This is a genomic window from Pseudomonas sp. GL-B-12, from assembly GCF_019955895.1.
Lineage (GTDB): Bacteria > Pseudomonadota > Gammaproteobacteria > Pseudomonadales > Pseudomonadaceae > Aquipseudomonas.
The window spans coordinates 25,905-51,505 of sequence record NZ_JAHBCX010000036.1; the positions used below are offsets into that span (position 1 = coordinate 25,905).

Annotated in this window: 29 protein-coding genes and 1 pseudogene; 22 read left to right on the plus strand and 8 right to left on the minus strand. The window is 61.6% G+C overall.

Annotation, left to right across the window (positions count from 1 at the left end; all coding sequences use genetic code 11):
- The first annotated feature begins 2 nt into the window (after positions 1–2).
- The 18 genes from KGA85_RS20235 (at position 3) to phnP (ending at position 16,286) form a co-directional block, all read left to right on the plus strand.
- Positions 3–1,991 (plus strand): heme lyase CcmF/NrfE family subunit, encoded by a 1,989-nt coding sequence (locus KGA85_RS20235; RefSeq protein WP_223543336.1) that lies wholly within the window; start codon positions 3–5, stop codon positions 1,989–1,991.
- Complete coding sequence (locus tag KGA85_RS20240) at positions 1,988–2,524, plus strand: DsbE family thiol:disulfide interchange protein (protein WP_223460007.1); 537 nt, start codon at positions 1,988–1,990, stop codon at positions 2,522–2,524. Before KGA85_RS20235 ends, KGA85_RS20240 begins: the two co-directional genes overlap by 4 nt.
- The gene (locus KGA85_RS20245) at positions 2,521–2,994 is read left to right on the plus strand and encodes a cytochrome c-type biogenesis protein (RefSeq protein WP_223460005.1); all 474 of its coding nucleotides are present in this window, start codon (positions 2,521–2,523) and stop codon (positions 2,992–2,994) included. The genes KGA85_RS20240 and KGA85_RS20245 overlap by 4 nt, the downstream gene beginning before the upstream one ends.
- Entirely contained in the window at positions 2,987–4,189 is a 1,203-nt protein-coding gene (gene ccmI, locus KGA85_RS20250) for a c-type cytochrome biogenesis protein CcmI (RefSeq protein ID WP_223533563.1), read from the plus strand. The genes KGA85_RS20245 and ccmI overlap by 8 nt, the downstream gene beginning before the upstream one ends.
- Before the next feature lie 15 nt (positions 4,190–4,204).
- Positions 4,205–4,612, plus strand: a complete 408-nt coding sequence (locus tag KGA85_RS20255) for a hypothetical protein (RefSeq protein WP_223533562.1) — start codon at positions 4,205–4,207, stop codon at positions 4,610–4,612.
- 1,137 nt (positions 4,613–5,749) lie between these two features.
- Positions 5,750–6,583: a phosphonate ABC transporter ATP-binding protein gene (phnC, locus tag KGA85_RS20260; RefSeq protein WP_223453483.1), complete on the plus strand. Its 834-nt coding sequence runs from the start codon at positions 5,750–5,752 to the stop codon at positions 6,581–6,583.
- A gap of 44 nt (positions 6,584–6,627) precedes the next feature.
- Positions 6,628–7,641 carry a phosphonate ABC transporter substrate-binding protein gene (gene phnD / locus KGA85_RS20265; RefSeq protein WP_223453485.1) on the plus strand — a complete coding sequence of 338 codons (1,014 nt, stop codon included), beginning with the start codon at positions 6,628–6,630 and terminating at the stop codon, positions 7,639–7,641.
- A 135-nt stretch (positions 7,642–7,776) separates the two neighbouring features.
- On the plus strand, positions 7,777–8,559 hold the full coding sequence (phnE, locus tag KGA85_RS20270) for a phosphonate ABC transporter, permease protein PhnE (protein WP_223533561.1): 783 nt from the start codon (positions 7,777–7,779) through the stop codon (positions 8,557–8,559).
- A 37-nt stretch (positions 8,560–8,596) separates the two neighbouring features.
- Positions 8,597–9,301, plus strand: coding sequence for a phosphonate metabolism transcriptional regulator PhnF (phnF, locus tag KGA85_RS20275; RefSeq protein WP_223460689.1), 705 nt, complete (start codon positions 8,597–8,599; stop codon positions 9,299–9,301).
- An 11-nt stretch (positions 9,302–9,312) separates the two neighbouring features.
- A complete protein-coding gene (gene phnG, locus KGA85_RS20280; protein WP_223460691.1) occupies positions 9,313–9,762 on the plus strand; it encodes a phosphonate C-P lyase system protein PhnG in 450 nt (149 codons plus the stop codon).
- Positions 9,762–10,352 (plus strand): phosphonate C-P lyase system protein PhnH, encoded by a 591-nt coding sequence (gene phnH, locus KGA85_RS20285; protein ID WP_223460693.1) that lies wholly within the window; start codon positions 9,762–9,764, stop codon positions 10,350–10,352. Before phnG ends, phnH begins: the two co-directional genes overlap by 1 nt.
- On the plus strand, positions 10,352–11,428 hold the full coding sequence (locus tag KGA85_RS20290; RefSeq protein WP_223543337.1) for a carbon-phosphorus lyase complex subunit PhnI: 1,077 nt from the start codon (positions 10,352–10,354) through the stop codon (positions 11,426–11,428). The genes phnH and KGA85_RS20290 overlap by 1 nt, the downstream gene beginning before the upstream one ends.
- Positions 11,421–12,293 carry an alpha-D-ribose 1-methylphosphonate 5-phosphate C-P-lyase PhnJ gene (locus KGA85_RS20295; RefSeq protein ID WP_223460697.1) on the plus strand — a complete coding sequence of 291 codons (873 nt, stop codon included), beginning with the start codon at positions 11,421–11,423 and terminating at the stop codon, positions 12,291–12,293. Before KGA85_RS20290 ends, KGA85_RS20295 begins: the two co-directional genes overlap by 8 nt.
- On the plus strand, positions 12,290–13,096 hold the full coding sequence (phnK, locus tag KGA85_RS20300) for a phosphonate C-P lyase system protein PhnK (protein WP_223537512.1): 807 nt from the start codon (positions 12,290–12,292) through the stop codon (positions 13,094–13,096). Before KGA85_RS20295 ends, phnK begins: the two co-directional genes overlap by 4 nt.
- A 29-nt stretch (positions 13,097–13,125) precedes the next feature.
- Positions 13,126–13,845 carry a phosphonate C-P lyase system protein PhnL gene (gene phnL / locus KGA85_RS20305; protein WP_223460701.1) on the plus strand — a complete coding sequence of 240 codons (720 nt, stop codon included), beginning with the start codon at positions 13,126–13,128 and terminating at the stop codon, positions 13,843–13,845.
- Positions 13,835–14,980, plus strand: a complete 1,146-nt coding sequence (locus KGA85_RS20310; RefSeq protein WP_223460704.1) for an alpha-D-ribose 1-methylphosphonate 5-triphosphate diphosphatase — start codon at positions 13,835–13,837, stop codon at positions 14,978–14,980. Before phnL ends, KGA85_RS20310 begins: the two co-directional genes overlap by 11 nt.
- Positions 14,980–15,546 carry a phosphonate metabolism protein/1,5-bisphosphokinase (PRPP-forming) PhnN gene (gene phnN / locus KGA85_RS20315; RefSeq protein ID WP_223460706.1) on the plus strand — a complete coding sequence of 189 codons (567 nt, stop codon included), beginning with the start codon at positions 14,980–14,982 and terminating at the stop codon, positions 15,544–15,546. The genes KGA85_RS20310 and phnN overlap by 1 nt, the downstream gene beginning before the upstream one ends.
- Positions 15,537–16,286: a phosphonate metabolism protein PhnP gene (gene phnP / locus KGA85_RS20320; protein WP_223460708.1), complete on the plus strand. Its 750-nt coding sequence runs from the start codon at positions 15,537–15,539 to the stop codon at positions 16,284–16,286. The genes phnN and phnP overlap by 10 nt, the downstream gene beginning before the upstream one ends.
- A 19-nt stretch (positions 16,287–16,305) precedes the next feature.
- On the opposite strand, the gene KGA85_RS20325 is transcribed toward phnP, so the two are convergent.
- From KGA85_RS20325 to KGA85_RS20340, 4 genes are all read right to left on the minus strand, one after another.
- Positions 16,306–16,881: a PIN domain-containing protein gene (locus KGA85_RS20325; protein ID WP_223460710.1), complete on the minus strand. Its 576-nt coding sequence runs from the start codon at positions 16,879–16,881 to the stop codon at positions 16,306–16,308.
- On the minus strand, positions 16,878–17,345 hold the full coding sequence (locus KGA85_RS20330; RefSeq protein WP_223460712.1) for a helix-turn-helix domain-containing protein: 468 nt from the start codon (positions 17,343–17,345) through the stop codon (positions 16,878–16,880). The genes KGA85_RS20325 and KGA85_RS20330 overlap by 4 nt, the downstream gene beginning before the upstream one ends.
- An 83-nt stretch (positions 17,346–17,428) precedes the next feature.
- Positions 17,429–18,316, minus strand: a complete 888-nt coding sequence (locus KGA85_RS20335; protein WP_223460713.1) for a LysR family transcriptional regulator — start codon at positions 18,314–18,316, stop codon at positions 17,429–17,431.
- A gap of 57 nt (positions 18,317–18,373) precedes the next feature.
- The gene (locus KGA85_RS20340) at positions 18,374–19,036 is read right to left on the minus strand and encodes a peroxiredoxin-like family protein (RefSeq protein ID WP_223460715.1); all 663 of its coding nucleotides are present in this window, start codon (positions 19,034–19,036) and stop codon (positions 18,374–18,376) included.
- A gap of 236 nt (positions 19,037–19,272) precedes the next feature.
- Between KGA85_RS20340 and KGA85_RS20345 the strand changes: the two genes are divergently transcribed.
- Both KGA85_RS20345 and KGA85_RS20350 read left to right on the plus strand, forming a co-directional pair.
- On the plus strand, positions 19,273–19,485 hold the full coding sequence (locus KGA85_RS20345) for a type II toxin-antitoxin system HicA family toxin (RefSeq protein WP_223447966.1): 213 nt from the start codon (positions 19,273–19,275) through the stop codon (positions 19,483–19,485).
- Entirely contained in the window at positions 19,485–19,889 is a 405-nt protein-coding gene (locus KGA85_RS20350) for a type II toxin-antitoxin system HicB family antitoxin (protein ID WP_007983297.1), read from the plus strand. The genes KGA85_RS20345 and KGA85_RS20350 overlap by 1 nt, the downstream gene beginning before the upstream one ends.
- 120 nt (positions 19,890–20,009) lie before the next feature.
- Here the strand turns inward: KGA85_RS20350 and KGA85_RS20355 are convergent, their stop codons facing one another.
- Positions 20,010–21,215, minus strand: coding sequence for an MFS transporter (locus KGA85_RS20355; protein ID WP_223460717.1), 1,206 nt, complete (start codon positions 21,213–21,215; stop codon positions 20,010–20,012).
- A gap of 235 nt (positions 21,216–21,450) precedes the next feature.
- On the opposite strand from KGA85_RS20355, the pseudogene KGA85_RS20360 reads away from it, so the two are divergent.
- Positions 21,451–22,080 (plus strand): annotated as a pseudogene (locus KGA85_RS20360) (hypothetical protein).
- Positions 22,081–22,186: 106 nt separating this feature from the next.
- Positions 22,187–22,630 carry a hypothetical protein gene (locus tag KGA85_RS20365; protein ID WP_223533906.1) on the plus strand — a complete coding sequence of 148 codons (444 nt, stop codon included), beginning with the start codon at positions 22,187–22,189 and terminating at the stop codon, positions 22,628–22,630.
- A 59-nt stretch (positions 22,631–22,689) separates the two neighbouring features.
- On the opposite strand, the gene KGA85_RS20370 is transcribed toward KGA85_RS20365, so the two are convergent.
- The 3 genes from KGA85_RS20370 to KGA85_RS20380 all read right to left on the minus strand — a co-directional run bounded on the left by KGA85_RS20370 (position 22,690) and on the right by KGA85_RS20380 (position 25,540).
- On the minus strand, positions 22,690–23,688 hold the full coding sequence (locus KGA85_RS20370; RefSeq protein ID WP_223460723.1) for a sulfate ABC transporter substrate-binding protein: 999 nt from the start codon (positions 23,686–23,688) through the stop codon (positions 22,690–22,692).
- Positions 23,689–23,779: 91 nt separating this feature from the next.
- Entirely contained in the window at positions 23,780–24,604 is an 825-nt protein-coding gene (locus tag KGA85_RS20375; protein ID WP_223538119.1) for an ion transporter, read from the minus strand.
- A 21-nt stretch (positions 24,605–24,625) separates the two neighbouring features.
- A complete protein-coding gene (locus tag KGA85_RS20380) occupies positions 24,626–25,540 on the minus strand; it encodes an urea transporter (protein ID WP_223538121.1) in 915 nt (304 codons plus the stop codon).
- Positions 25,541–25,601 lie beyond the last annotated feature (61 nt).

Here is a 25,601-nt window from a genome sequence, read left to right on the forward strand (position 1 = left end):
CCATGACGTCCGGCATCTTTATTCCCGAGTTGGGTCATCTGGCGATGATCCTGGCCCTGTGCTTTGCCCTGGCCCAGGCCGTGGTGCCGCTGTTCGGTGCCTGGCGCGGTGACCGCCTGTGGATGAGCCTGGCCCAGCCGGCCGCCTGGGGGCAATTCACCTTTCTGGTGTTTGCCTTCGGTTGCCTGACCTACGCCTTCATGGTCGACGATTTCTCCGTGGCCTATGTGGCCAACAACTCCAACAGCGCCTTGCCGTGGTACTACAAGTTCAGCGCCGTATGGGGTGCCCACGAAGGTTCCCTGCTGTTGTGGGCCTTGATTCTCGGCGGCTGGACCTTCGCGGTGTCGGTGTTTTCCCGGCAGTTGCCGCAGGTCATGCTGGCCCGCGTGCTGGCAGTGATGGGCATGATCAGCACCGGTTTCCTGCTGTTCCTGATCATAACCTCCAACCCGTTCAAGCGCATCCTGCCGCAAGTGCCCAGCGACGGTGCCGACCTCAACCCCTTGCTGCAAGACATCGGCCTGATCGTTCACCCGCCGATGCTGTACATGGGCTACGTCGGTTTCTCGGTGGCCTTCGCCTTCGCCATCGCCGCGCTGATGGGCGGTCGCCTGGATGCCGCGTGGGCGCGCTGGTCGCGTCCGTGGACCATCGTGGCCTGGGCGTTCCTCGGCATCGGCATCACCCTCGGTTCGTGGTGGGCGTACTACGAACTCGGCTGGGGCGGCTGGTGGTTCTGGGACCCGGTGGAAAACGCCTCGTTCATGCCGTGGCTGGTGGGCACCGCACTGATTCACTCGTTGGCGGTCACGGAAAAACGTGGCGTGTTCAAGAGCTGGACCGTGTTGCTGGCCATCGCTGCGTTTTCGCTGAGCCTGTTGGGTACTTTCCTCGTGCGTTCCGGCGTGCTGACCTCGGTGCACGCCTTTGCGTCCGATCCGGAGCGCGGGGTGTTCATCCTGATTTTCCTGCTGTTCGTGGTCGGTGGTTCGCTGACGCTGTTCGCCCTGCGCGCACCGGTGGTCAAGAGCCAGGTCGGCTTCAACCTCTGGTCCCGAGAAACCCTGTTGCTGGGCAACAACCTGGTGCTGGTGGTGGCGGCTTCGATGATCCTGCTCGGCACCTTGTACCCGCTGATTCTGGACGCCATGACCGGCGCCAAGCTGTCGGTCGGCCCGCCGTACTTCAACGCGCTGTTCATTCCGTTGATGGCGTTGCTGATGATGGTGATGGCGGTCGGCGTGATCGTGCGCTGGAAAGACACCCCGGTGAAATGGCTGGTGAGCATGCTGACTCCGATATTGCTCGGAAGCGCCGCCATGGCCGTGGTGGCCGGCGTCGCGTACGGCGATTTCAACTGGGCAGTGCTCGCGACCTTCATGCTCGCCGCCTGGGTGTTGCTGGCCGGTGTGCGTGACATCTTCGACAAGACTCGCCACAAGGGCCTGATCAAAGGCCTGCCAACCCTGACCCGCAGCTACTGGGGCATGCAGGTCGCGCACCTGGGTATTGCCGTGTGTGCGCTGGGTGTCGTGCTGTCGAGCCAGAACAGTGCCGAGCGCGACCTGCGCCTGGCGCCGGGCGAATCCATGGACCTGGGCGGCTATCAGTTCGTCTTCGAAGGCGCCAAGCATTTCGAAGGCCCGAACTTCACCTCCGACAAGGGCACCGTGCGGGTGATCCGCGATGGCAAGGAAGTCAGTGTACTGCACCCGGAAAAACGCCTGTACACCGTGCAGAACTCGGTAATGACCGAAGCGGGCATCGACGCCGGTTTCACCCGCGACCTCTATGTCGCCCTCGGTGAACCCTTGGGTAACGGTGCCTGGGCTGTGCGCGTGCACGTCAAACCATTCGTGCGCTGGATCTGGTTCGGTGGTTTGCTGACCGGCTTCGGCGGGTTGCTGGCGGCGCTGGATCGGCGTTATCGGGTCAAGGTCAAAAGCCGCGTGCGCGAAGCACTGGGCATGTCGGGAGCCACTGCATGAAGCGTTGGTTGATGTTGTTGCCACTGGCGATTTTTCTGGTGGTCGCTGTATTCCTTTACCGAGGGTTGTACCTGGATCCGGCCGAGCTGCCTTCGGCCATGATCAACAAGCCGTTCCCGGAGTTTTCCCTGCCAACGGTGCAGGGCGACAAGACCCTGACCCGCGCTGACATTCTGGGCAAACCGGCGCTGGTCAACGTCTGGGGCACCTGGTGCATTTCCTGCCGGGTCGAGCACCCGGTGCTGAACAAACTGGCCCAGCAGGGCGTGGTGATCTACGGCATCAACTACAAGGACACCAACGCCGATGCCTTGAAGTGGCTGACGGACTTCCACAATCCGTATGTATTGGACATCCGTGACGACGAAGGCTCGCTGGGCCTGAACCTCGGCGTGTACGGCGCGCCGGAAACCTTCTTCATCGACGCCAAGGGCATCATCCGCGACAAGTTTGTCGGCGTGATCGACGAGCAGGTCTGGCGCGAAAAACTGGCGGCCAAGTACCAGGCGCTGGTCGACGAGGCCAAGCCATGAAGCGCTGGATCGCTGCCGTTGTCCTGGGCTTGAGCCTGGCGGGCGTGGCCCACGCGGCCATCGACACCTACGAGTTCGCCAAGGAAGGTGATCGCGAGCGTTTCCGCGAGTTGACCAAAGAGCTGCGTTGCCCCAAGTGCCAGAATCAGGACATCGCCGATTCCAACGCACCGATTGCCGCCGACCTGCGCAAAGAGATTTTCCGCATGCTCGGCGAGGGCAAGGACAACCAGCAGATCATCGACTTCATGGTCGATCGCTACGGTGATTTCGTCCGCTACAAGCCTGCGCTGAACGCCAAGACCGCCTTGCTCTGGTTCGGCCCCGCCGGCCTGCTGCTGGGCGGTGTCGTGATCATCGCGGTGATCGTCCGCCGTCGTCGCGTGCAACGCGCCGGCACCCCGGACTCGCTTTCTGCCGAGGAGCGCTCGCGCCTCGACCACCTGTTGGATAAAACCAAGAATGATTGATTTCTGGCTCGCTGCAGGTCTGCTGCTTCTGGTTGCCCTGAGTTTTCTGTTGATCCCGGTGCTGCGCAGCCGTCGCGCCCAGCGCGAAGAGGATCGCACCGCCCTGAACGTCGCGCTGTATCAGGAGCGCGTGGCTGAGTTGCAGACTCAGCAGGAAGAGGGCGTGCTCGACGCGGCGCAAATGGACGCCGGTCGCGCCGAAGCCGCTCGTGAATTGCTGGCGGACACCGAAGGCGCTGAAGCGCCGCGGGTGTCGCGTCTGGGCAAACCCTTGCCGTTGCTGGCGGCCATTCTGGTGCCGGTGCTGGGCCTGGGGCTGTACATGCATTACGGTGCCAGCGACAAGGTTGAGCTGACCCGCGAGTTCGCGCAGGCACCGCAGTCGATGGAAGAAATGACCAAACGCCTGGAGCGCGCGGTCGCCGCTCAGCCGGAATCCGCTGAAGGCATGTACTTCCTCGGTCGCACCTACATGGCTCAGGATCGCCCGGCGGACGCGGCGAAGATGTTCGAACGAACCGTGAACTTGGCCGGTCGTCAGCCCGAGCTGCTCGGTCAATGGGCCCAGGCCCAGTACTTCGCCGATGGCAAGAAGTGGTCGGACAAGGTCCAGGCCCTGACCGACGAAGCGCTCAAGGCCGATCCGAAAGAAGTCACCAGTCTCGGACTGCTCGGCATTGCCGCGTTCGAAAGCGAGCGTTATCAGGACGCCATCGATTACTGGAATCGCCTGTTGGCGCAATTGCCGCCGGAAGACAAGTCCCGCGAGGCACTGCAAGGCGGAATTACCCGGGCCACGGAGAAGCTGGTGGCCAGTGGCGGCAAGGTTGCGCAAGCACCGGCGGCCAAGACCGCGGCGTTGCTCAAGGTCAGCGTCGATCTGGCAGCGGACCTCAAAGCCAAGGTCCAGCCTGGCGACAGCGTGTTCATCTTCGCCCGTGCGATCTCCGGTCCTCCAGCCCCGCTGGCGGTCAAGCGCATGACTGTGGCCGACCTGCCGGTGACTGTCGAACTGGGTGATGCCGACGCAATGATGCCGCAATTGAAACTGTCGAACTTCCCTGAAGTCCAACTGGTTGCGCGCATTTCCCGTGCCGGCAAACCGACCGCCGGCGAATGGATCGGTCGCAGCCAGCCCCTGGCCAGCAGCACCACCGCGCCGCAAACACTGACCATCGACAGCCCGGATAAATAACAGGAAAACGCAATCATGACCGCATTCGCTCGTATCACCCTGCTCAGCGTCGTTATGGGGTTAAGCGCTTGTGCGGTCCAGCAACCAACGGAACATCAGGCACCACCACCGTTCCCGCCGTCGCAGCCCAGTCCCATGCCTTCGACGTCGCCTGTACCGAGCAAGCCGACCATTCCGGTGAAACCCTCCAAGCCGTTGCCACGCACCTCTGCGAGCTTCGCGCCACCACCAGGGGGGAATAGCCATTGGGATCCGAAGCTTGGGGTGTATGTGCTTGATGATCAGCCCAATACCTTTTATCGCCAGCGTACCTATTACCGCTGGGATAACGGCTGGAGCCGGTCGATCGGTCCGAACGGGCCGTGGGAGGATACTGACATTCACGGTGTGCCGGGTGGCCTGGGGCGGCAATTCGGGCAGTAACGCAAAGAGGCGACCTTCGGGTTGCCTTTTTTGTGCCTGCTGAAATGTGATTGCCGGGGCATTGCTGAACCCTGTGGGAGCGAGCCTGCTCGCGAAGGCGGCCTGATAGCCGGCCTGTCTTTTGTTGACTGTGTACATATCCGTTTTTTGGTAACGGCGGCTTATGGTTTCGCCCTTACGGCGAGTCACTTTTTTTACAAGCGCCTAAAAAAAGTAACCCAAAAAACGCTCGCCCCGAACGTACGGCCCCTCGCTAAGGCTCGGGGTTCCTTCGCTCCGGCATTCATCCGGGGGCATCGCCTCCGGTCGGCTTCGCTCGACCTCCTCTCGATGTGTTCGGCTGCGCCGAACGGCGCTGCGCGCCTACCCCCCGGATGAACGCCTCCACTCAGCCTTCCGAGGGGGCGGGTGGATCAAGATCAAGAGCTGCAGGCGAGCTAACGCTCGGCCTGATGAGTGGTGAGAAGCGACGGGGTGGTGTGGGCTGCTCTGCTTTTGCTGTTCTGTGGGAGCGAGCTTGCTCGCGATGGCGGCCTGCCAGCCGACCAGTTGCATCACAGGCGAACGAACCCCGCGATCAGGCCGGCCGGTAGGCCGCCTCGCTTTGGCTTTTGATCTTGATCTTGATCTTCTTGCCCCCTCGAGAGGCCGAGTGGAGGTTCTGCGTAGTGGGCAACCCGGCATGGATGCCGGGTTAGCCGCCGCCGGCCATGGATGGCCGATGGCGGCGGGCCCACGGAGCAGGACCGGAGCGAGGGTATGCCGAGCCTTGGCGAGGCACCGAACGTCAGGGGCAAGAGCCCTTGGTTACTTGGGGCTCTTCCAAGTAACCCGCTGTAAGAGCGGAACCCTAAGTGGCCGTTACCGCAGCAATGGATATGTACACCCTCAAAAATCCATGTCGCCTGCCAAGCAGCCATCGCGGGCAAGCCCGCTCCAACAGGGTTCGTGAGTGATCACAACAATGGGTACAACCGGGACCAAATGCGGAAACCTCCAGCTCAACCTTTCACAAAACCTTCATCAAATGGTCCATCCAGCGACATGTGCAAGTCATAGGGCTGACATGCCCCATGCCTAAAGTCTGTTGAACTCAAATACAGCCACGGACGGCTGTTCAACCAGACAGAGAAGCCCATGAACGCAGCTATCCATGTCGATCATCTGAACAAGACCTTTGCGCGCAAAACCGCACTGGTCGACCTCGAATTGACCATCGCGGCCGGTGAGATGGTCGCGCTGATCGGCGCGTCCGGCTCCGGCAAATCCACATTGTTGCGCCATCTCGCGGGCCTGGCCTGTTGCGATCGCAACAACGGCGGCAGCGTCAAGGTGCTGGGCCGCGAGGTGCAGGCATCCGGCCGTTTGAATGGCAAGGTGCGCCGCCTGCGCGCCGACATTGGCTACATCTTCCAGCAGTTCAACCTGGTCAACCGTTTGAGCGTGCTCGACAACGTGCTGCTCGGCTGCCTGGGGCGCATGCCGCGCTGGCGTGGCAACTTGAGCCTGTTCAATGCCGAGGAAAAGCAGTTCGCCATGGAGTCCCTGGACCGTGTCGGCCTGGCTGACCTGGCGGCACAACGGGCCTCGACCCTGTCCGGCGGCCAGCAGCAGCGTGTGGCGATTGCCCGTGCATTGACCCAGCGGGCCGAGGTGATTCTGGCGGATGAGCCGATTGCCTCCCTCGACCCGGAGTCGGCGCGCAAGGTCATGGAGATCCTCGCCGACATCAATCGCCGCGACGGCAAGACGGTTGTGGTGACCCTGCATCAAGTCGACTACGCCACCCGTTATTGCCCGCGAGCCGTGGCGCTCAAGGCCGGCCGGATTCATTTCGACGGTCTGGGTTCTCAATTGAGCGGCCAGTTCCTCAACGATTTGTACGGTGCCGACGTCGACACCAGCCTCATGTGTTCCGAGTCTTCCCGTCACAGCGAAACTGCGCCTCGACTGGTGTTGGCGCGCGTGTGATCAACCCCGGATTCCCCAACCGTTCACCCTCAGGAAACCTTTCCATGTTGAACCGTATCGGTCGCGTTTTTGCTGGTGCAGCGCTACTCGCCAGCTGTGTATTGGGCACCGCCCAGGCGGAAGAAAAAGCCATCAACTTCGGCATCATGTCCACCGAGTCTTCACAAAACCTCAAGAGCATCTGGCAGCCGTTCCTGGATGACATGCAGAAGAAGACCGGCCTGAAGATCAACGCCACGTTTGCCTCTGACTATGCCGGCCTGATCCAGGGCATGCGCTTCAACAAGGTCGATGTGGCCTGGCTGGGCAATAAGGCCGCCATCGAAGCGGTGGACCGCTCCAACGGCGAGATCTTCGCCCAGACCGCAGCCGCCAGTGGCGCCGCCGGTTACTGGAGCGTGCTGATCGTGCGCAAGGACAGCCCGATCAACTCCGTCGACGACATGCTGAAAAACGCCAAGAACCTGACCTTCGGCAACGGTGACCCGAACTCCACCTCGGGCTACCTGGTGCCGGGCTACTACGTGTTTGCCAAGAACAACGTCGACGCCGCCACCGCGTTCAAGCGCACCCTCAACTCCAGCCATGAAGTCAACGCGTTGAGCGTGGCCAAGGGCCAAGTGGATGTGGCGACCTTCAATACCGAAAGCTGGGACCGCCTGGAAGTCACCCAGCCTGACAAGGCGGCACAGCTCAAGGTGATCTGGAAGTCGCCGCTGATTCCGGCCGACCCGCTGGTGTGGAGCAAGGCGCTGAGTGACAGCGAGAAAACCAAGATCCGCGATTTCATCTTCAGCTACGGCGACACCGACGAAGAGAAAGCTGTGCTCAAGGGCATGCAACTGGGCAAGTTCCTGAAATCCAGCGACGACCAGTTGCTGCCGATCCGTCAGCTGGAACTGTTCAAGCAACGCACCACCGTCAGTGCCGACGACAAGCTGGAAGCCGCCGACAAGGCCAAAAAACTGGCCGACATCGATGCCGAGTTGGCCAAGCTGCAAGAGCGCATCACCTTGCTCGACAAAACCGCCGAAAAAAAATCCGCAGCCAACGGCTAACCCCTGTAGGAGCGAGCCTGCTCGTGATGAACGTAAGGACACCGCGTTTCTCCCGGTTTCCCGCGTCATCGTTGACGACCATCGCGAGCAGGCTCGCTCCTACATGTTCTGCATTACGCAATTTAGAGAACCCTCATGACCACTCTGCACGCTGAAGCTGTCGGTAAGCGCACCTGGCCGCAGTACCTCGGTTGGGGCCTGTTCCTGGTCCTGCTGGCCTGGGCCTGGCACGGCGCCGAAATGAATCCGATGGCGCTGTACCGCGACTCGGGAAACATGGCGACCTTCGCCGCGGATTTCTTCCCGCCGGACTTCCATGAATGGCGCATGTACCTCAAGGAAATGATCGTCACCGTACAAATCGCCCTGTGGGGCACGGTGCTGGCGATTGTCTGCTCGGTGCCGCTGGGCATTCTCTGCTCGGAAAACATCACGCCGTGGTGGATTCACCAACCGCTGCGCCGGGTGATGGACGCGTTCCGTTCGATCAACGAAATGGTGTTTGCCATGTTGTTCGTGGTGGCCGTCGGCCTGGGACCCTTTGCCGGGGTGCTGGCTCTGTGGATCAGCACCACCGGGGTACTTGCCAAGCTGTTCGCCGAAGCCGTGGAAGCGATTGATCCGGGACCGGTCGAAGGCGTTCGGGCGACGGGTGCCAGTGCCTTGCAAGAAGTGATCTACGGGGTGATCCCACAAGTGATGCCGCTGTGGGTGTCCTACGCTCTTTATCGCTTCGAGGCCAATGTGCGTTCGGCGACGGTGGTGGGGATGGTCGGGGCCGGCGGCATCGGGGTGATTCTCTGGGAGAACATCCGCGCCTTTCAGTTTGTTCAGACTTGCGCCGTTTTGCTGGTGATCATCGTTGTGGTCAGCCTGATCGACATTCTCTCGCAACGCCTGCGCAAGCAGTTCATCTGATTTTCGGAGGGGTGCCTGCGGGCGCTTTTTTTAAAGCATGCAGTTGTCTAGACAAGATGAGCCGGTGTACCGCGAATTGGCCGACATCCTGCGCCGGGAGCTGGCGGACTACCGCGCCGGAGATTTCCTGCCGGGCGAGGTGATGTTGGCCGAGCGCTTCGGGGTCAACCGCCATACCTTGCGCCGCGCCATCGATGAACTGGTGTTCGAAGGCAGCCTGTTGCGCCGCCAGGGCAAGGGCACTCAGGTGCTGGAGCGGCCGCTGATTTACTCGGTGACCGCCGACAGTGCCTACAGCCAGTCGCTGTCGGCCCAGGGGCATGGCGTCGAAGCGTTGTTGCTAAAGCGCCGTTACTGCTTCGCCAGCCGTGAAGAGGCGCAGCACTTAGGGCTAGCCGAGATGGCGCCGATGATCGAGTTGCAGACCTTGCGCAAGCTCGACAACCAACCGGTCAGCCTGATCCGCCATCGCTACTGCGCCAGCCACGCGTCGCTGCTGGCGGACTACAACGGCGGCTCCCTGCGCCAGTACCTGCGCGAGCGGGACCTGCCGCTGACCCGCACCCAGAGCCTGATCGGCGCTCGCTTGCCCAACCGTGAAGAGGCTGCGTTGCTGCTGATGCCCCGGCATCTGCCGGCGCTGAGTGTGTTCACCCTTTCCCGCGATCGCGACGGCCGTGCCGTGGAGCTGGCCCAGTCCACCAGCCGTTCGGATCGCTTCCAGTACCAGGTCGTCACCTGATGGAGAACGCAATGCACAACCCTGTTCCTCATACCGAACGGCAGCACTGGATCGGTGTGCTGGCCCGCGCCAGCCGCAGTGAATTGCAGCCCTTCGAAGCCGCTTTGCGTGATGTCGAGTACCAACTGATCCGCGCCCCGGAAATCGGCATGACCCTGGTCCGTGGCCGCATGGGCGGTAACGGCGCGCCGTTCAACGTAGGCGAAATGAGCGTGACCCGCTGCGTGGTGCGCCTGGCCGATGGTCGTACCGGCTACAGCTATCTGGCGGGTCGCGACAAGGTCCACGCCGAACTGGCCGCCCTGGCCGACGCGCACTTGCAGGGCGCGCAACAGCGTCATTGGCTGGCGGAGATGATCACGCCGCTGGCGACTGTTCAGGCCGAACGCCGGGCGCAAAAAGAGGCGGAAACCGCCGCCACCAAAGTCGAATTCTTCACCCTCGTGCGAGGAGAAAACTGATGAGCGCACAGTTGTTGCAACCGGCTTTCGCCGACCCGGTGCTGGATGCCCAGCGCGGATTTCGTGCTGCACTCAAGGCCTTGGCCGGCCCCGGTCTGATCCAGACGCTGCACACCTCGCCGAGCCTCGAAGGCTTGGCGCCCGCGACCTACGCACTGTGCCTGGCGCTGCTGGATGTCGACACCCCGCTGTGGCTGGCGCCGTCCTTCGACACGCCGCTGATCCGCGCCAACCTGGCGTTCCACTGTGGTTGCCCGTTGACCGCAAAACGTGAAGACGCACGGTTTGCCTTGCTTGCCGCCGAGGATCTGCTCGACCTGAGCGGTTTCGATGCAGGCAACGACCGTTACCCGGACCAGTCCTGCACCCTGCTGGTTCAACTGCCAAGCCTCGACGGCGGGGCAGGGCTGGTGTGGCGCGGGCCGGGCATCGAAAGCGAACACGGCGTCGCGCTGCCGGTGGCCGATGGCTTCTGGCGCGAACGTGAACTGCGCAACGAATTCCCCCGTGGGCTTGACCTGTTTTTCACCGCCGGCCATGACCTGATCGGCCTGCCCCGCAGCACCCGCATCGCAGAGGAGCGCGCCTGATGTACGTAGCCGTCAAGGGTGGCGAACAGGCCATCGACAATGCCCACCGACTGCTGGCGAAAAAGCGCCGGGGCGATACCTCGGTCACTGAGCTCGGCGTCGAGCAGATCCGTCAGCAACTGCCGCTGGCGGTGGCGCGGGTGATGAGCGAAGGCTCGCTGTACGACGAAGAACTCGCTGCGCTGGCCATCAAGCAAGCGGCGGGGGATCTGGTGGAAGCGATCTTCCTGCTGCGCGCCTACCGCACCACGTTGCCGCGCTTCAGCCCGAGCCTGCCGATCGATACCCAGAACATGCAACTGAGTCGGCGCTTGTCCGCTACGTTCAAGGACGTGCCGGGTGGGCAACTGCTGGGCCCGACCTTCGATTACTCCCATCGTCTGCTGGACTTTGCGCTGCTGGCCGAAGGCGAATACCCGGGACCGCAAGTGACCCCGAATGCCAGCCTCGAAGCCTGCCCGCGAGTTCTCGGATTGCTGGCGCAGGAAGGCCTGATCAAGAACGAATCGGACAACGGCGAAAGCGTGGCCGACATCACCCGCGACCCGCTGGAACTGCCGGCCAGTCGCGCCCAGCGACTGCAAGCCCTGGCCCGTGGCGACGAAGGTTTCCTGCTGGCGCTGGGTTATTCCACCCAGCGCGGTTATGGCCGCAATCACCCGTTCGCCGGGGAAATCCGTATCGGCGAAGTGGAGGTGTGGATCGATCCCGAAGAGCTGGGTTTCCCGATCAACCTGGGCAGCATCGAAGTCACCGAGTGCGAGATGGTCAACCAGTTCGTCGGTTCGGCCACGGAGTTGGCGCAGTTCACCCGTGGCTACGGTCTGGCTTTCGGACACGCCGAGCGCAAGTCCATGGGTATGGCGCTGGTCGACCGAGCGCTGCGCGCTGACGAATACAACGAAGAAATCGTCTCGCCGGCCCAGCAGGAAGAGTTCGTGCTGATGCACTGCGACAACGTCGAGGCCGCAGGCTTCGTCTCGCACCTGAAGTTACCTCACTACGTCGACTTCCAGGCCGAACTGGAACTGATCCGCAAACTGCGCAAGCCTGCCGAGGGGCAAAACCATGAATGACTTGAGCCAGGCTCCGGTGCGCGATGCGGCGTACAACTTCGCCTACCTCGATGAACAGACCAAACGCATGATCCGCCGCGCCTTGCTCAAGGCCGTGGCGATCCCCGGGTACCAGGTGCCGTTCGGTGGTCGCGAGATGCCGCTGCCTTATGGCTGGGGCACCGGCGGCATGCAGTTGACCGCCGCGATTCTCGGCGACGATGACGTACTCAAGGTCATCGATCAGGGCGCGGACGACACCACCAACGCTGTGTCGATTCGCCGATTCTTCGCCCGCACCGCAGGCGTCGTAACCACCGAAAGCACGCCGGAGGCGACGGTGATCCAGACCCGTCACCGCATCCCGGAAACGCCACTGCACGCCGATCAGATCATGGTCTATCAGGTACCGATTCCCGAGCCGCTGCGCTTTATCGAACCGTCGGAAACCGAGACCCGGACCATGCACGCCCTCAACGATTACGGGGTCATGCACGTCAAGCTCTACGAAGACATCGCCACCTTCGGCCACATCGCCACGGCCTACGCCTACCCGGTGATGGTCGACGAACGCTACGTGATGGACCCGTCGCCGATCCCCAAATTCGACAACCCGAAACTCGACATGAGCCCGGCGCTGATGCTGTTCGGCGCCGGCCGTGAGAAGCGTCTGTACGCGGTGCCGCCGTACACCAAGGTCACCAGCCTCGACTTCGAGGATCACCCCTTCGAAGCGCAGAAGTGGGAAGAGTGCTGCGCGATCTGTGGCAGCCGCGACTCGTTCCTCGATGAGTTGATTCTCGACGACGCCGGCACCCAGAGCTTCGTCTGTTCCGACACCTATTACTGCGCCCAGCGCGTCAGCCAGCAGGAGCAGGGCCAATGAACCAGGCGCTGAAAAACCAAGTGTCCGTGTCCACCCAACCCTTGCTGCGGGTGCGCGATCTGTCGCTGTTGTACGGCCCGGAGAAGGGTTGCCAGGACGTCAGCTTCGACTTGTATCCCGGTGAAGTGCTGGGGATTGTCGGCGAGTCCGGCTCGGGCAAATCCACCTTGCTTTCGCTGCTCAGCGGGCGCTTGCCGCCGCAGCGCGGACAGATCGGCTACCACGACAAACAGGGCCAATGGCTGGACCTGTACAGCGCCAGCGAAGCCGAGCGCCGCACCTTGCTGCGCACCGAATGGGGCTTCGTCGAACAGAACCCGCGGGACGGTTTGCGCATGGGCGTGTCCGCCGGGGCCAACATCGGCGAACGCCTGATGGCCCAGGGCGTGCGCAATTACCAGCAACTGCGCGGGGCTGGGCTCGATTGGCTGAGCCAGGTGGAAATCGATCCGCAGCGCATCGACGACTTGCCGCGGACCTTCTCCGGCGGCATGCAACAACGTCTGCAAATCGCTCGCAACCTGGTGTCCAGTCCACGGCTGGTGTTCATGGACGAGCCGACCGGTGGCCTCGATGTGTCGGTGCAGGCGCGCTTGCTCGACCTGCTGCGCGGACTGGTGCGTGAGCTGGATCTGGCCGTGGTGATCGTCACCCACGACCTGGCAGTCGCTCGCTTGCTGGCCGATCGCTTGATGGTGATGCGCCGCTCGCGGGTGGTGGAAACCGGGCTGACCGATCAGATCCTCGACGATCCGCAGCACCCTTATTCGCAACTGCTGGTGTCGTCGGTGTTGCAGCCGTGAAGCCTCGTTCAATAGTGGAAAACCCTGCGATGAATACCTTGATCGAGGTCCGTGACCTCTCGAAAACCTTCACTTTGCATCAGCAGAACGGCGTGGTCCTCAACGTGCTGCGCGCAGTGGATTTCAGTGTGGCGGCCGGCGAATGCCTGGTCCTGCATGGCCAGTCCGGCGCGGGCAAGAGCACCTTGCTGCGCACCCTGTACGGCAACTATCTGCCGGCGGGCGGCAGCATCCGCGTGCAGCACGACGGCCAATGGCGGGAGCTGGTCGGCGCCGAGCCCCGGGACATCCTGCAAGTGCGCCAGCGCACCCTGGGTTATGTCAGTCAGTTCCTGCGGGTGATCCCGCGAGTGGCGTGCCTGGACGTGGTGATGGAGCCGGCCTTGGCCCGTGGCTGGTCGAAAGAGCAGGCGCAAGCACGTGCCGAATCCTTGCTCACTCGCCTGAACATCCCGCAACGCCTCTGGCAACTGGCGCCCGGAACCTTCTCCGGCGGCGAGCAGCAGCGGGTCAACATCGCCCGTGGTTTCATGGTGGAGTGGCCGGTGATGTTGCTCGATGAGCCCACGGCCTCCCTCGACGACAGCAATCGCCAGGTGGTGCTGGAGTTGATGAACGAAGCCAAGAACGCCGGTGCCGCGCTGATCGGCATCTTCCACGACCGCATCGCCCGCGAGGCGGTTGCCGATCGCCATCTCGACATGACTCCAGCCGCCGTGAACCAAGAGGAATACGCCGATGTCCGTTGAACAGATCCTCAGCAATGCCCAACTGGTCACCGCTGACCGTGTGTTCTACGGCACCGTGGTGCTGCGCGACGGTTTGATCGCCGAGGTCGCCGAAGGCCCGAGCCGTTTACCCCAGGCCCTGGACCTCAATGGCGATTACCTGCTGCCGGGTCTTGTGGAGCTGCACACCGACAACCTGGAACGCCACATGACCCCGCGTCCCGGCGTGGACTGGCCGTCGGTGCCAGCGGTGCTCAGCCACGATGCGCAGATCATCGCGGCGGGCATCACCACGGTATTCGACGCTGTGTCCATCGGCGATGTGAACCCCAAGGGCAATCGCATGCAGAAACTGCCGGCGATGCTCGACGCCATCTCCAAAGCCTCCGATGCCGGGCTGACCCGCGCCGAACACCGTTTGCACTTGCGCTGCGAACTGTGCCACCCGGACACCCTCAGCGTGTTCCGCGATTTGGTGGAAAACCCGCTGGTGCAACTGGTGTCGGTGATGGACCACTCGCCGGGTCAGCGCCAGTTCGTGCTGGAATCCAAGTACCGTGAGTACTACATGGGCAAGTACCACCTGACGACCACGCAGATGGATGACTTCATCACTTTGCAGATGGCCAACTCGCGCACCTACAGCGACCGCTACCGCGCGGCGATTGTCGAGCACTGCCTGGCCATTGGCCTGTCGGTGGCCAGTCATGATGACGCGACCCTGGCCCACGTCGAGGAGTCGGCGCGCTACGGCATGACCATCGCCGAGTTCCCGACCACCGTCGAGGCCGCGCGCGGTTGCCGGGAGCACGGCATGAATGTGTTGATGGGCGCACCGAACATCGTGCGCGGCGGGTCGCACTCGGGTAACGTGGCCGCCTTCGATCTGGCCGCCGAAGGTTTGCTGGATATTCTGTCCAGTGACTACTACCCGGCGAGCCTGCTGCAATCGGCGTTCGCGCTGGCGGCGCAGAGTGAGCGGATCGGTCTGGCCGAAGCGGTGCGCATGGTCAGCCTGAATCCGGCCCGGGCCGCCGGGCTGAACGATCGTGGCGAGATTGCACCGGGCCTGCGGGCTGATCTGCTGCAAGCGCGCAGTCAGGACGGTTTGCCGGTGGTCCAGCAAGTATGGCGACAAGCGAAGAGGGTGTTTTGATGGCAGGCAGGTTGATCTATCTCATCGGGCCTTCAGGTTCGGGCAAGGACAGCCTGCTGGATGCCGCGCGAACGCGGTTGGCCGAACGCGGCTGTCGAATCGTGCGGCGGGTCATTACCCGCTCGGCCGAAGCCGTGGGCGAGGCGGCGCTGGGCGTCAGCGCGCAACAATTCGCCGACATGGAAGCCCGGGGCGCGTTTGCCCTGAGCTGGCACGCCAATGGGTTGTCCTATGGCATCCCGCGGGAAATCGACGATTGGCTGGCAGCCGGCCAGGATGTACTGGTCAATGGCTCGCGGGGGCATTTGCAGAACACGCGCCTGCGTTATCCGAAGGCATTGGTGCTGTTGCTGACCGTAGATCAAGCGGTGTTGCGCCAACGACTGCTGGAGCGCGGGCGAGAATCATTGGTCGAGATCGATCAGCGTCTGGCACGCAATACCCGATTCAACGAGCGGCTGTTGGCTGAAGATCAGGCCGTGCACTTGCTCGACAACTCCGGGCCGCTGGAGTCTACGGTCGAACGTTTGCTGGCCTGCATTGACGAGCAATCTACATGCGCCTGACGTTGCTGGGCACCGGTGATGCCCGGCAAGTGCCGGTCTACGGTTGCGAGTGTGTGGCTTGCGATGCGGCCCGCCACGATCAGCGCTTGCAGCGTCGACCGTGCAGCGCGCTGATCGAGTGCGCAGATCAGCGCTGGTTGATCGACAGCGGTTTGCCTGACCTGTGCGAACGTTTCCCGCCGCGCAGTTTCAATGGCATTTTCCAGACCCACTACCACGCCGATCACGCTCAGGGCCTGTTGCATATGCGCTGGGGCCAGGGCCTGGTGATTCCGGTCCACGGTCCCGTGGACCCGGAAGGCCTGGCCGACCTCTACAAACACCCCGGCATTCTCGATTTCAGCCAGCCGTTCGATAGCTTCGAAACCCGGCAGTTCGCTGTGCTCAGCGTCACCGCACTGCCACTGCAACACTCGAAACCGACCCTCGGTTATTTGCTGGAAGGAGAGGGGCGGCGAATCGCCTACCTGACCGACACCGTAGGCCTGCCGCCGGACACGTTGAGCTGGCTGCGGCGTGAACCACTGGATGTGCTGGTGCTGGATTGCTCCATGCCACCGCAACCCCAGGCCCCGCGCAATCACAACGACCTGAACCTGGCCTTGCAGTGCATTGATGAGTTGCAGCCGAAGTCGGCGGTATTGACCCATGTCGGGCATACCCTGGATGCGTGGTTGATGGAGCATCGGGGTGAATTGCCGGTGAATGTCAGGGTCGGGTTTGATGGGTGTGTGTTGTAACGATCAGGCGTGGTGACTTTCAGAGCATTGCCCGGAAACTGTTCAATGCCTTGACCGACTGAACCAGGCCTTGACGTAACAAGAGATCGAGATAAGTGTCAGTGTTCATCGGTGGGGCCTTCAGTTGCTTGCGCTGTCGTTGTGCCGCGGCGACCACCGCTGCCGGATCCAGGTCGAAAAGGTTATCGACGAACTCGTCGGGGTGCTGGGCCTCGATGCCATAAGGTTGCAGCGCGGTGCGGGGGAAGTCTTTCTGGTTGAAGGTGACAATGACGCTGGCGTTGCAACGAATGGCAGCCGCCAGGACATGTCGGTCATCCGCATCGGGCAGCGTCAGTCCTTGTATCAAAGCTTCGTACCCCGACACGCAGGCGTCGGGAATCGCCAGATCCATTAGCTCGCAGGTGCGATTCAATTGCGTGGCGTTGAGATCCGGGCGGTTTCTTAGCAGATTGCGTTTCCATTCATCGTGTATTGCCACTGACCATTTCGCCCTGAAAAGCCCGGAGAGCGCGAGCCACATCAGAAAGTCTCTCAAGGGAGCGGGGTAAAGCACGCAAGCGTCATATACAGCGGTAAATGAAGTGTGCCTCACTCGTATCCTGTCCTTAACGCCTGTGCCTGCTCGGCGAGAAGCATCATTGCCTGCTCGCTGGCGGTGTCGCGCCGGTTTTTATAGTCCATCAAATCGGCAAAGCGCACACGTCGGTGCTTGCCGGTTTTGTGGTAGGACAGTTCACCGGATTCGAGCAGTTTGATCAGGTGTGGACGTGAGACATTGAGCAGGTCCGCCGCTTCTTGTGTAGTCAGTTCCGCGTGGACCGGGACTACTTTCACAGCGTTACCGGCTGCGAGCTCCGCCAGAATATCGACTAGCAAACGGAGCGCCGAGGTGGGCATTTCGATGTTGTGCGCTTCGTTCTGCTCATCGAATATCTGGATGTGCTGAGTTTCGAACTGGGTGGCGAGATAGGCAGCCAGGGTGCGTTGCCCCTCGATTGCGGCCTGTATTTCGTGTTTCGCGGGCAAATTGATTGGCGGATGAATGACGGTCGACATGACGGTTTCCAATATTCTGAATAATCGATGTCGGCAGGCTATTCGAATTAATCGAAAATCGCAATAAACGAAACGGGCGGTTTTCAGACTGCTTTTGTCAACAACCCCTGCACATACTCCACAAACGCCCGAGCCTTGGCGCTGGCCATTCTCCCGGTGGGGAACACCGCCCACAGATCCAGGTTCGGCAGTGCCCAGTCCTTCATCACTTCCCGGACTGAACCGTCGGCCAGTTCCGGCGCGAACATCCATTGCGAGGCCATGGTCAGCCCTTGATGGGCCAGCACGGCTTCACGCAGGCCTTCGGCGGCGTTGACGCGGATCCGGCCGCTGATGATCACCGATTGCTCATCGCCGTCCTTGTTGAACTGCCAATTGGCGCCGCCTCCGAGGGTGTAGACGATTGCTTGATGCTTGCACAGGTCGGCGGGGCAGGTGGGCTCGCCGTGTTTTGCGAAGTACGCCGGTGTGCCTAGTACCATGCGCCGGCATTCGGCGATCTTGCGGGCGGTCAGCCCCGAGTCGCTCAGCACGCCCATGCGCAGGGCGATGTCGACGCCTTCTTCCACCAGATTGACGTTGCGATCATCGAGCATCAGGTCGATGTTCAGCGCCGGGTTTTGCTCCAGGAAGGGGCCCAAATGCGGAACGATGTGCAGCCGGCCGAAGGTGACCGCCGCACAGATACGCAGGTTGCCACTCAGCCCGCTGGCGGAACCCCGTGCGGCGTTATCGGCCTCGTCGGCTTCTTCGATGGCGCGCTTGGCCCGTTCGAAAAAGGCCAGCCCGGCCTCGGTGGGCGTCAGGCCCCGGGTCGAACGCAGCAACAGTCGCACCGCCAACCGCGATTCGAGTTGCGCGATGGTTTTCGACACGGCCGGCTGGCCGATATTCAGGCGTCGGGCCGCTGCGGAAAACGAACCGGTTTCCACCACGTAGACGAAGGTTTCCATTGCGCCGAGGCGGTCCATTGAAGGTCCTTGTGCAAAATCTGGAAGTTATCGCAAGCCCACAAGGGATAGATGTTGTCAGTGCGAACCGCGAATCGCATCCAGCATCGCTTCAGGCTCTGGGCGCTGAGTGTAATCGGGGTTGACCTCGGCGTAACGGATCACGCCATCTTGCCCGATCACATAGCGAGCCGGCATCGGCAATGTCCAGGACGGATCATCGTTGAAGGTCGGCAGATCATTGCGCAGGTTTTTATACAACTCGATCAGGTAGTCCGGCAACGCGAAGCGCAGCCCGAAGGCGTCGGCCACATCGTTATGGCGGTCGCTGAGGATCGGGAATTGCAGGCCATTGCTGCGCATCGACTTGCGGCTGTTGGCGGCAATCTGCGGCGAGATGGCCACCAGGCTGGCGCCGGCTTCCTGCAACGTCGGCAGGAAAGCCTGCAAGGCTTGCAGTTCCAGATTGCAGTATGGGCACCACACGCCTCGGTAGAACGTCAGCACCAATGGACCTTTGGCCAGCAAGTCGGCGGATGACAGCGGATGACCGTCGGGATCTTTCAGAGTGAACAGCGGCGCCTTGTCGCCAACCTTAAGCGCCTTGTTCGCCGCGCCCGAAGCAATCAGTTCGGCGGTTGCCCGCTCCATCACCGGGTGGATATCAGCCGGTGCGTTGTACGGTGGTTTGCCGGCCTTGAAGTCGGCTTTGAAGGCATCGAGTTTTGTTTGCAGGGACATGATCGTAATCCTCGTGGACGGAGCCGGTCTGGCTGGGATCAATGTTGACCTTGGGGCGGGGAGCGCGGAACACGGGCGGGAGGCATAGCATTCATGCCTGGGGGGAATGGCGGGGCTTTCATCAGGGGCTTTCATCACACTCTGTAAAACAACCGGACGTCGCACTTCGGGTTTTTGTGCTTGAGCAAAGATAACTCTAGGGTTATTTTTGTTTTTGCCAAGCAAGGAGGCTGGTGGTGCAGAGCAGGCTATTGATCAAGGAGTTGGTGGAAGCGGGTTGGACCCTGGACCGGGTCACTGGCAGTCATCACATCTTCACGCACCCTTACAACCCGTACACCATTCCCGTCCCTCATCCAAAAAAGGATTTACCGATCGGGACGGTCAAGAGCATCAGGCGGCGAGCCGGGCTGTACTGCCCGCCAGCCAGTTACGCAGGAGATCCATAATGCAATATCCAATCTGTATCGAATGGGGCGACGAGAACACCGCCATCGGTATCCAGATCCCCGATATTCCAGGCGCGGTGACCGCCGGGGATACCTTTGAAGAGGCTTACAACGCAGCCGTCGAAATTGCCCACATCATGCTGCAGGAGATGGCGGCGGACGGCGATACGATACCGATGCCGACTTCGGCGGCATTGCACCGCGGCAATCCGGAATTCGCCGACATGGGCTGGGGCATGCTGGAACTGGACATCTCGCCGTACATGGGCAAGACCGAGAAGGTCAATGTCACGCTGCCCGGCTATGTGATCCAGCGCATTGACCGCTATGTGCGCGAGCACAACGTCAAAAGCCGCTCCTCCTTTTTGGCGGATGCGGCGATGGAGAAGCTGGTTCGGCAGTAAGTCGGGGGCGCCGCTGGCATTCGCGAGCAGGCTCGCTCCCACAAGGTTTGCAAGCAACCTGTGGGAGCAGCCGGTCGACGCTCGATTGCTCCGGGCGGCGATCCGACGATGCTTTAAAGCTTACGCCGTCGCCAGCGAAGCCTTCGGCGAAACACTCAAGAACCGCAATAACGCCAACAGCGGAAACGCGCTGCCGACGATCACGATCCACAACCAGCCGCCGTGTTCGTACACCGCGCTGGCCACCGAAGAGCCGAAGGCGCCGCCGATGAAGATGCTGGTCATGTACAGCGCATTCAGGCGGCTGCGGCTTTTGCCGTCGAGGGCGTAGACCGCACGCTGGCCGAGGACCATGTTCATCTGCACGCAGAAGTCGAGCACCACGCCGGTCACCGCCAGGCCGATGACGCTGTAGGCCGGATGGATAAACGCTGGCATGAAACTCAGGCTGGCGAACAGCAGGGCCAGCAATGAGGCGAAGCGGGTGTGACCGGCATCGGCCAGGCGCCCGGCGATCGGGGCGGCAATGGCGCCGATGGCGCCCACCAGCGCGAAAATCGCGATCTCGCTTTGCGACAAACCGTGATTGCGCGCCAGTTCCAGTGGCACGGCGGTCCAGAACAGGCTGAAAGTGGCAAACATGCAACCCTGGTAAAACGCCCGCTGGCGCAGGACCGGTTGTTTGCGCAACAGCGTCCACAGCGAGCCCAGCAATTGGCCATAGGAAGCACTGTGATCAGGTTCACGTTTGGGAATGGTCACGGCCAGCACGATGCTGATGGCCGCCATCAACACCGCGGCAATCATGAACATCGCCCGCCAGCCGAAGTGGTCGGCCACCACGCTGGACACCGGCCGGGCCAGCAGGATACCGAGCAGCAAACCGCCCATGATCCCGCCCACCACACGACCACGGGTTTCCTCCGGCGCCAGATGCGCGGCCAACGGAATCAGGATTTGCACCGACACCGAACTGAACCCCACCAACAGCGAAATCAGCAAAAACACGTTCGGCTGATCGGTGAACGCGGCGCCCAGCAGGCTGACAATTGCCACCAGCGTGGTGATGATCATCAACCGGCGGTTCTCCAGCAGATCCCCCAGCGGCACCAGGAAAAACAGCCCCAGCGCGTAGCCGATCTGGGTCAGGGAAACGATCAGGCTGGCCATGGTGTTTGTCAGGCCGATGTCCGGGGCGATCAGGCCGATGATCGGCTGGGCGTAGTAGATGTTGGCGACAATCGCGCCGCAGCAGAACGCGAACAGCAGCACCATGCCTCGGGTCATTGTCGCGGTGCCGTGGGGCACCTGGGTCGCTGGGTTCATAACGGGTCTCGCTATACGGAAAGGAATGCGCGCAGGCTAATGGGCTGCCTGAAACGGCGGAAGTGGGATTGGAGTGATAGCAATCATTCCATTGCGGAATGACTGACGAACGCGTGTGTCGTCCGTCGAAGAGCCTTGCGTCAGAACTATGCAGGTGAATGATACATTCACTTACATCTTGTTCGATAGCGTGCTTATGTTCTCTCTTCCTGTCTTGCCACCGGAGGGCCGTCCCATGAATATGAAGTTTCGTCAGCTGATTCGCCGCGTTTGTGTCGCTACCTTGATCAGCGTCTTCAGCGTTGGCCTGGTCCAGGCCGAGGATGCGCCGGGCACGCGCATCGGGGTGCGTGGCGAGATTACCGGTGTCAGCCCGGACATTCTGAAAGTCCATGCCAACAGCGGCGACAACGTGGTGATCAACCTGACCAAGGACACCAAGGTCCGCGCCGTGACCCTGGCCAACATCGAAAACATCAAGCCCGGCAACTACATTGGTTCCGCGGCTGTTCCCTAAGAGGATGGGACCCTCAAGGCCCTGGAGGTCCACGTTTTTCCGCCGGAGCTGGCCGGCAGTGGCGACGGTCATCGGCCGTTTGATCTGGTCAAGGGCAGCAGTATGACCAACGGCAGCGTCGGCGACCTGGTGGTGAGCAATGGCCGGGTACTGACCGTCAACTACAAGGGCGGCCAGCAAAAGATTCTGGTCCCCGAAGACGTACCCATCGTCAACCTGATGCCGGCCGATCGCAGCCTGTTGAAGGTGGGCGTGAAGATCGTGACCTTTGTCACGCAGGGTGCTGACGGCACGCTTACCGCTCAATCCATCTCGGCGGGCAAGGATGGCGTGACGCCGCCGATGTAGTCTTTGCAGGCCTGACCGACCATCCGAAGAAATGCCCACATTGGCCTGACAACTAGAATCAACAGGGGGATCACTTCAACGCGTCCTTTCAAGCGGGAGTATCACGATGAAAATCGTATCGTCGCTGGCGTTGGTGGTAGCGGTTGGGTTGATCTCTGGGTGCTCGACGGTGCCTGATCGTCAGGTCACCAACGTTCCCCTGAACGCTACTTCCATCAATGCCGGGAAAATCGCCCGGCCCATCATGATGTCCGACGGTAATGCAACGGTGTTCTGGTTCGCGGTCAGTGGCGAAAGCATGGGTAGTGCTTTGCCGGGTCGTTTGCAGGCTTATATCTATCCGGGAAGCTGTGCGAGCCTGGGTGCGAAACCGGCCTATGACATGAACGACGGGCCGAATGCGCGGTTCTATTCTGCGGCGTCGCATCAGTATTTCTGGAAGAGCGCACCGGTCGCCTACGAGACTCTTCGAGCGGGCGGCTTTTCATTGGTTGTGCGTGAAAGCCCGGCCGACGGGAACCAGAATATTTTCTGCGGCAACCTGAGCTGAAATGGCAGCCACAAAAAAGGCGACCTGCACAGGTCGCCTTTTTCATTGCCGCTCAGCGATTACTGACCGCTGTAGATCTGGTCGAAAACCCCGCCATCATTGAAGTGGGTCTTCTGCACGGTGCGCCAGTCGCCGAAGGTCTTCTCGACCGACAGGAAGTCCACTTTCGGGAAGCGGTCGGTGTACTTGGCCAGCACGGCCGGGTCGCGCGGGCGCAGGTAGTTCGCCGCGGCAATCTCCTGGCCTTCCGGTGACCACAGGTACTTCAGGTATTCCTCGGCCGCTGCGCGGGTGCCTTTCTTGTCGACGGTCTTGTCGACCACCGACACCGGTGGCTCGGCTTCGGCGGAAACGCTTGGGTAGATGACTTCGAACTGATCACGGCCGAACTCGCGGGCGATCATTTCCGCTTCGTTTTCGAAGGTCACCAGAACGTCGCCGATCTGGTTGGTCATGAAGGTGGTGGTGGCGGCACGGCCGCCGGTGTCGAGTACCGGCGCTTGCTTGAACAGTTTGCCGACGAAGTCTTTGGCCTTGTTTTCGTCGCCGCCGTTTTTCAGCACGTAGCCCCAGGCCGAGAGGTAGGTGTAGCGACCGTTACCGGAGGTTTTCGGGTTCGGGACGATGACCTGAACGCCGTCCTTGAGCAGGTCCGGCCAGTCTTTCAGGGCTTTCGGGTTGCCCTTGCGCACGATGAACACGGTGGCCGAAGTGAACGGCGCGCTGTTGTTCGGCAGGCGCGTGACCCAGTTGTCCGGGACCAGTTTGCCGTTGTCCGCCAGGGCGTTGATGTCGGTGGCCATGTTCATGGTGATCACGTCAGCCGGCAGGCCGTCGATGACCGAGCGCGCCTGTTTGCTGGAGCCGCCGAAGGACATCTGCAGGATGATGTTTTCGTTGTGCTCGGCTTGCCAGTGTTTCTGGAACGCAGTGTTGTAGTCCTTATAGAAATCTCGCATCACGTCGTAGGAAACGTTGAGCAGGGTCGGTGCAGCCTGGGCGATGTTGCCCAGGGCCAAGCCAGCAGCGAGAAGTGAGGCGCCAAAGAGTTTTTTCACTGCGCATTCCTTGTTCTATTAAAAGTGGGGCAATTTGCCAGCGACTATAGCTGGGCTCGTATAGTCCTTTAAAGATTAAAAAGCTCTTTGCTTATTCCAGTTTTTTGAACAATGCGTTGCCACAACGGGAGCAGAACGACGCCTCGGGTTCATGGCTGTCTTTGGCACACACCGGGCAGTCGCGATGCAGCTGGCCGCCACGCATGGCCGTGGCCAGTTCGGCGGTGAAGATCCCGGTGGGCACGGCGATGATCGAGTAACCGGTGATCATCACCATCGACGAGATGACCTGGCCCAGTGCGGTCTTGGGCACGATGTCGCCGTACCCGACGGTGGTCAAGGTCACGATAGCCCAGTAAATGCCCTTGGGAATGCTGGTGAAGCCATGTTGCGGGCCTTCGACCACATACATCAGGGTGCCGAACACGATGACCAGAGTGCAGACGCTGAGCAGGAACACGAGGATTTTCTGCTTGCTGCCGCGCAAGGCATCGAGCAGGTAATGGGCTTGCTTGAGGTACGGGCCGAGCTTGAGCACGCGGAAGATCCGCAGCATCCGGATCACCCGGATGATCAGCAGGTACTGGGCATCGCTGTAGTACAGCGCGAGGATGCCGGGCACGATGGCCAGCAGGTCCACCAGCCCATAGAAACTGAACGCGTAGTGCAGCGGTTTGGGCGAGCAGTACAGGCGCAGGATGTACTCGCCGAGGAAGATGATCGTGAAGCCCCACTCGATGTACGCCAGCAGGCTGGCGTAGTTCTGGTGGACGTCATCGATGCTGTCCAGGATCACCACCACCAGGCTGGCGAGGATGATCAGCAGCAAGGTGGAGTCGAAGCGTCGACCGGCAACGGTGTCGGTCTGGAAAATAATCACGTACAGGCGATTACGCCACGTGTCGTTGCTGTTCATGCGCATCGCCTTGGCTGAAAATCAGCGCAGCCTAGGTTGATTCTCCCCGGGAGCGCAAGGCGCGCTTTCGACCGTGGCTTTGCCAAGCATTTGCACAACGCTGCGAATCAGCCAGCCGGCAAGAATGAACGGCGCGGTCAGCGTGGGCAGGCCGATGGCGGCAAACACCGGCGTCAGCAACAGCGCCAGGCCGATGCCAAGCAGCGGCAACCACGGTTGGCGACGCTGCGAGCTGAAGGCGAGGGCGGCCAGCACGGCGTTATAGCCACCGAGGCCGAGCAGTGCGGTATAGAAGTCGTGGTGCAACAGGCTCCAGCCCATGCCCGCGACAGAGGCCAATATTGCCCAGCAAAATGCGCGGCGATCAGCGATCAGCAAACCGGCGGCAATCATCGCACCGGCCAGCGGATGGCCGAGGAACATCACCTGACCAATGCCTTTGAGGGGGGCGGTGAGCATGTTCAGGGTGCTGACTTCGATCAAGTGCGCCTCTGTCGAGGGCGTGGCGACGCACAGCAGCAACCAGCCCAGCCCGACGAAGGGCGCGGTGTAGGCCGGCAGGCATTGGCTGAACCGGACGCGCTTGAGCCACTGCTGAGTGATCATCGCGCTCAGGCCTCCGGCGGCCAGAATCAGTGGCGGCATCATCGCCGACCAGGGGAAATACAGGCTCAGTAACAGTCCGAGCAGGACGCCGTTGTAGCTGAACAACCCGGCCTGACGATCAGCCTTGGCATAGTTGCGGCGTTGCGCGGTGAGCAGCCCGGCGACACCACCGAGCAAGGCGCCGCCGAGCAAGGCGGGCGCCGTGAACAAAATGGCCAGGACGCACAGCAGGCCGCACAGCGGATTGCGCTGGAGAAAGATCTGGCTGAAGCCGTTGAGCAATGCTTCGGCCCAGTCGGGGCAGTGGGTGTTGAAATGGTTGGCAGGCATGATGAAGTCTGTGGTGTTTCCGGTGAATCGTGTCGCCTGCTTCGCGAGCAAGTCGGGTCGC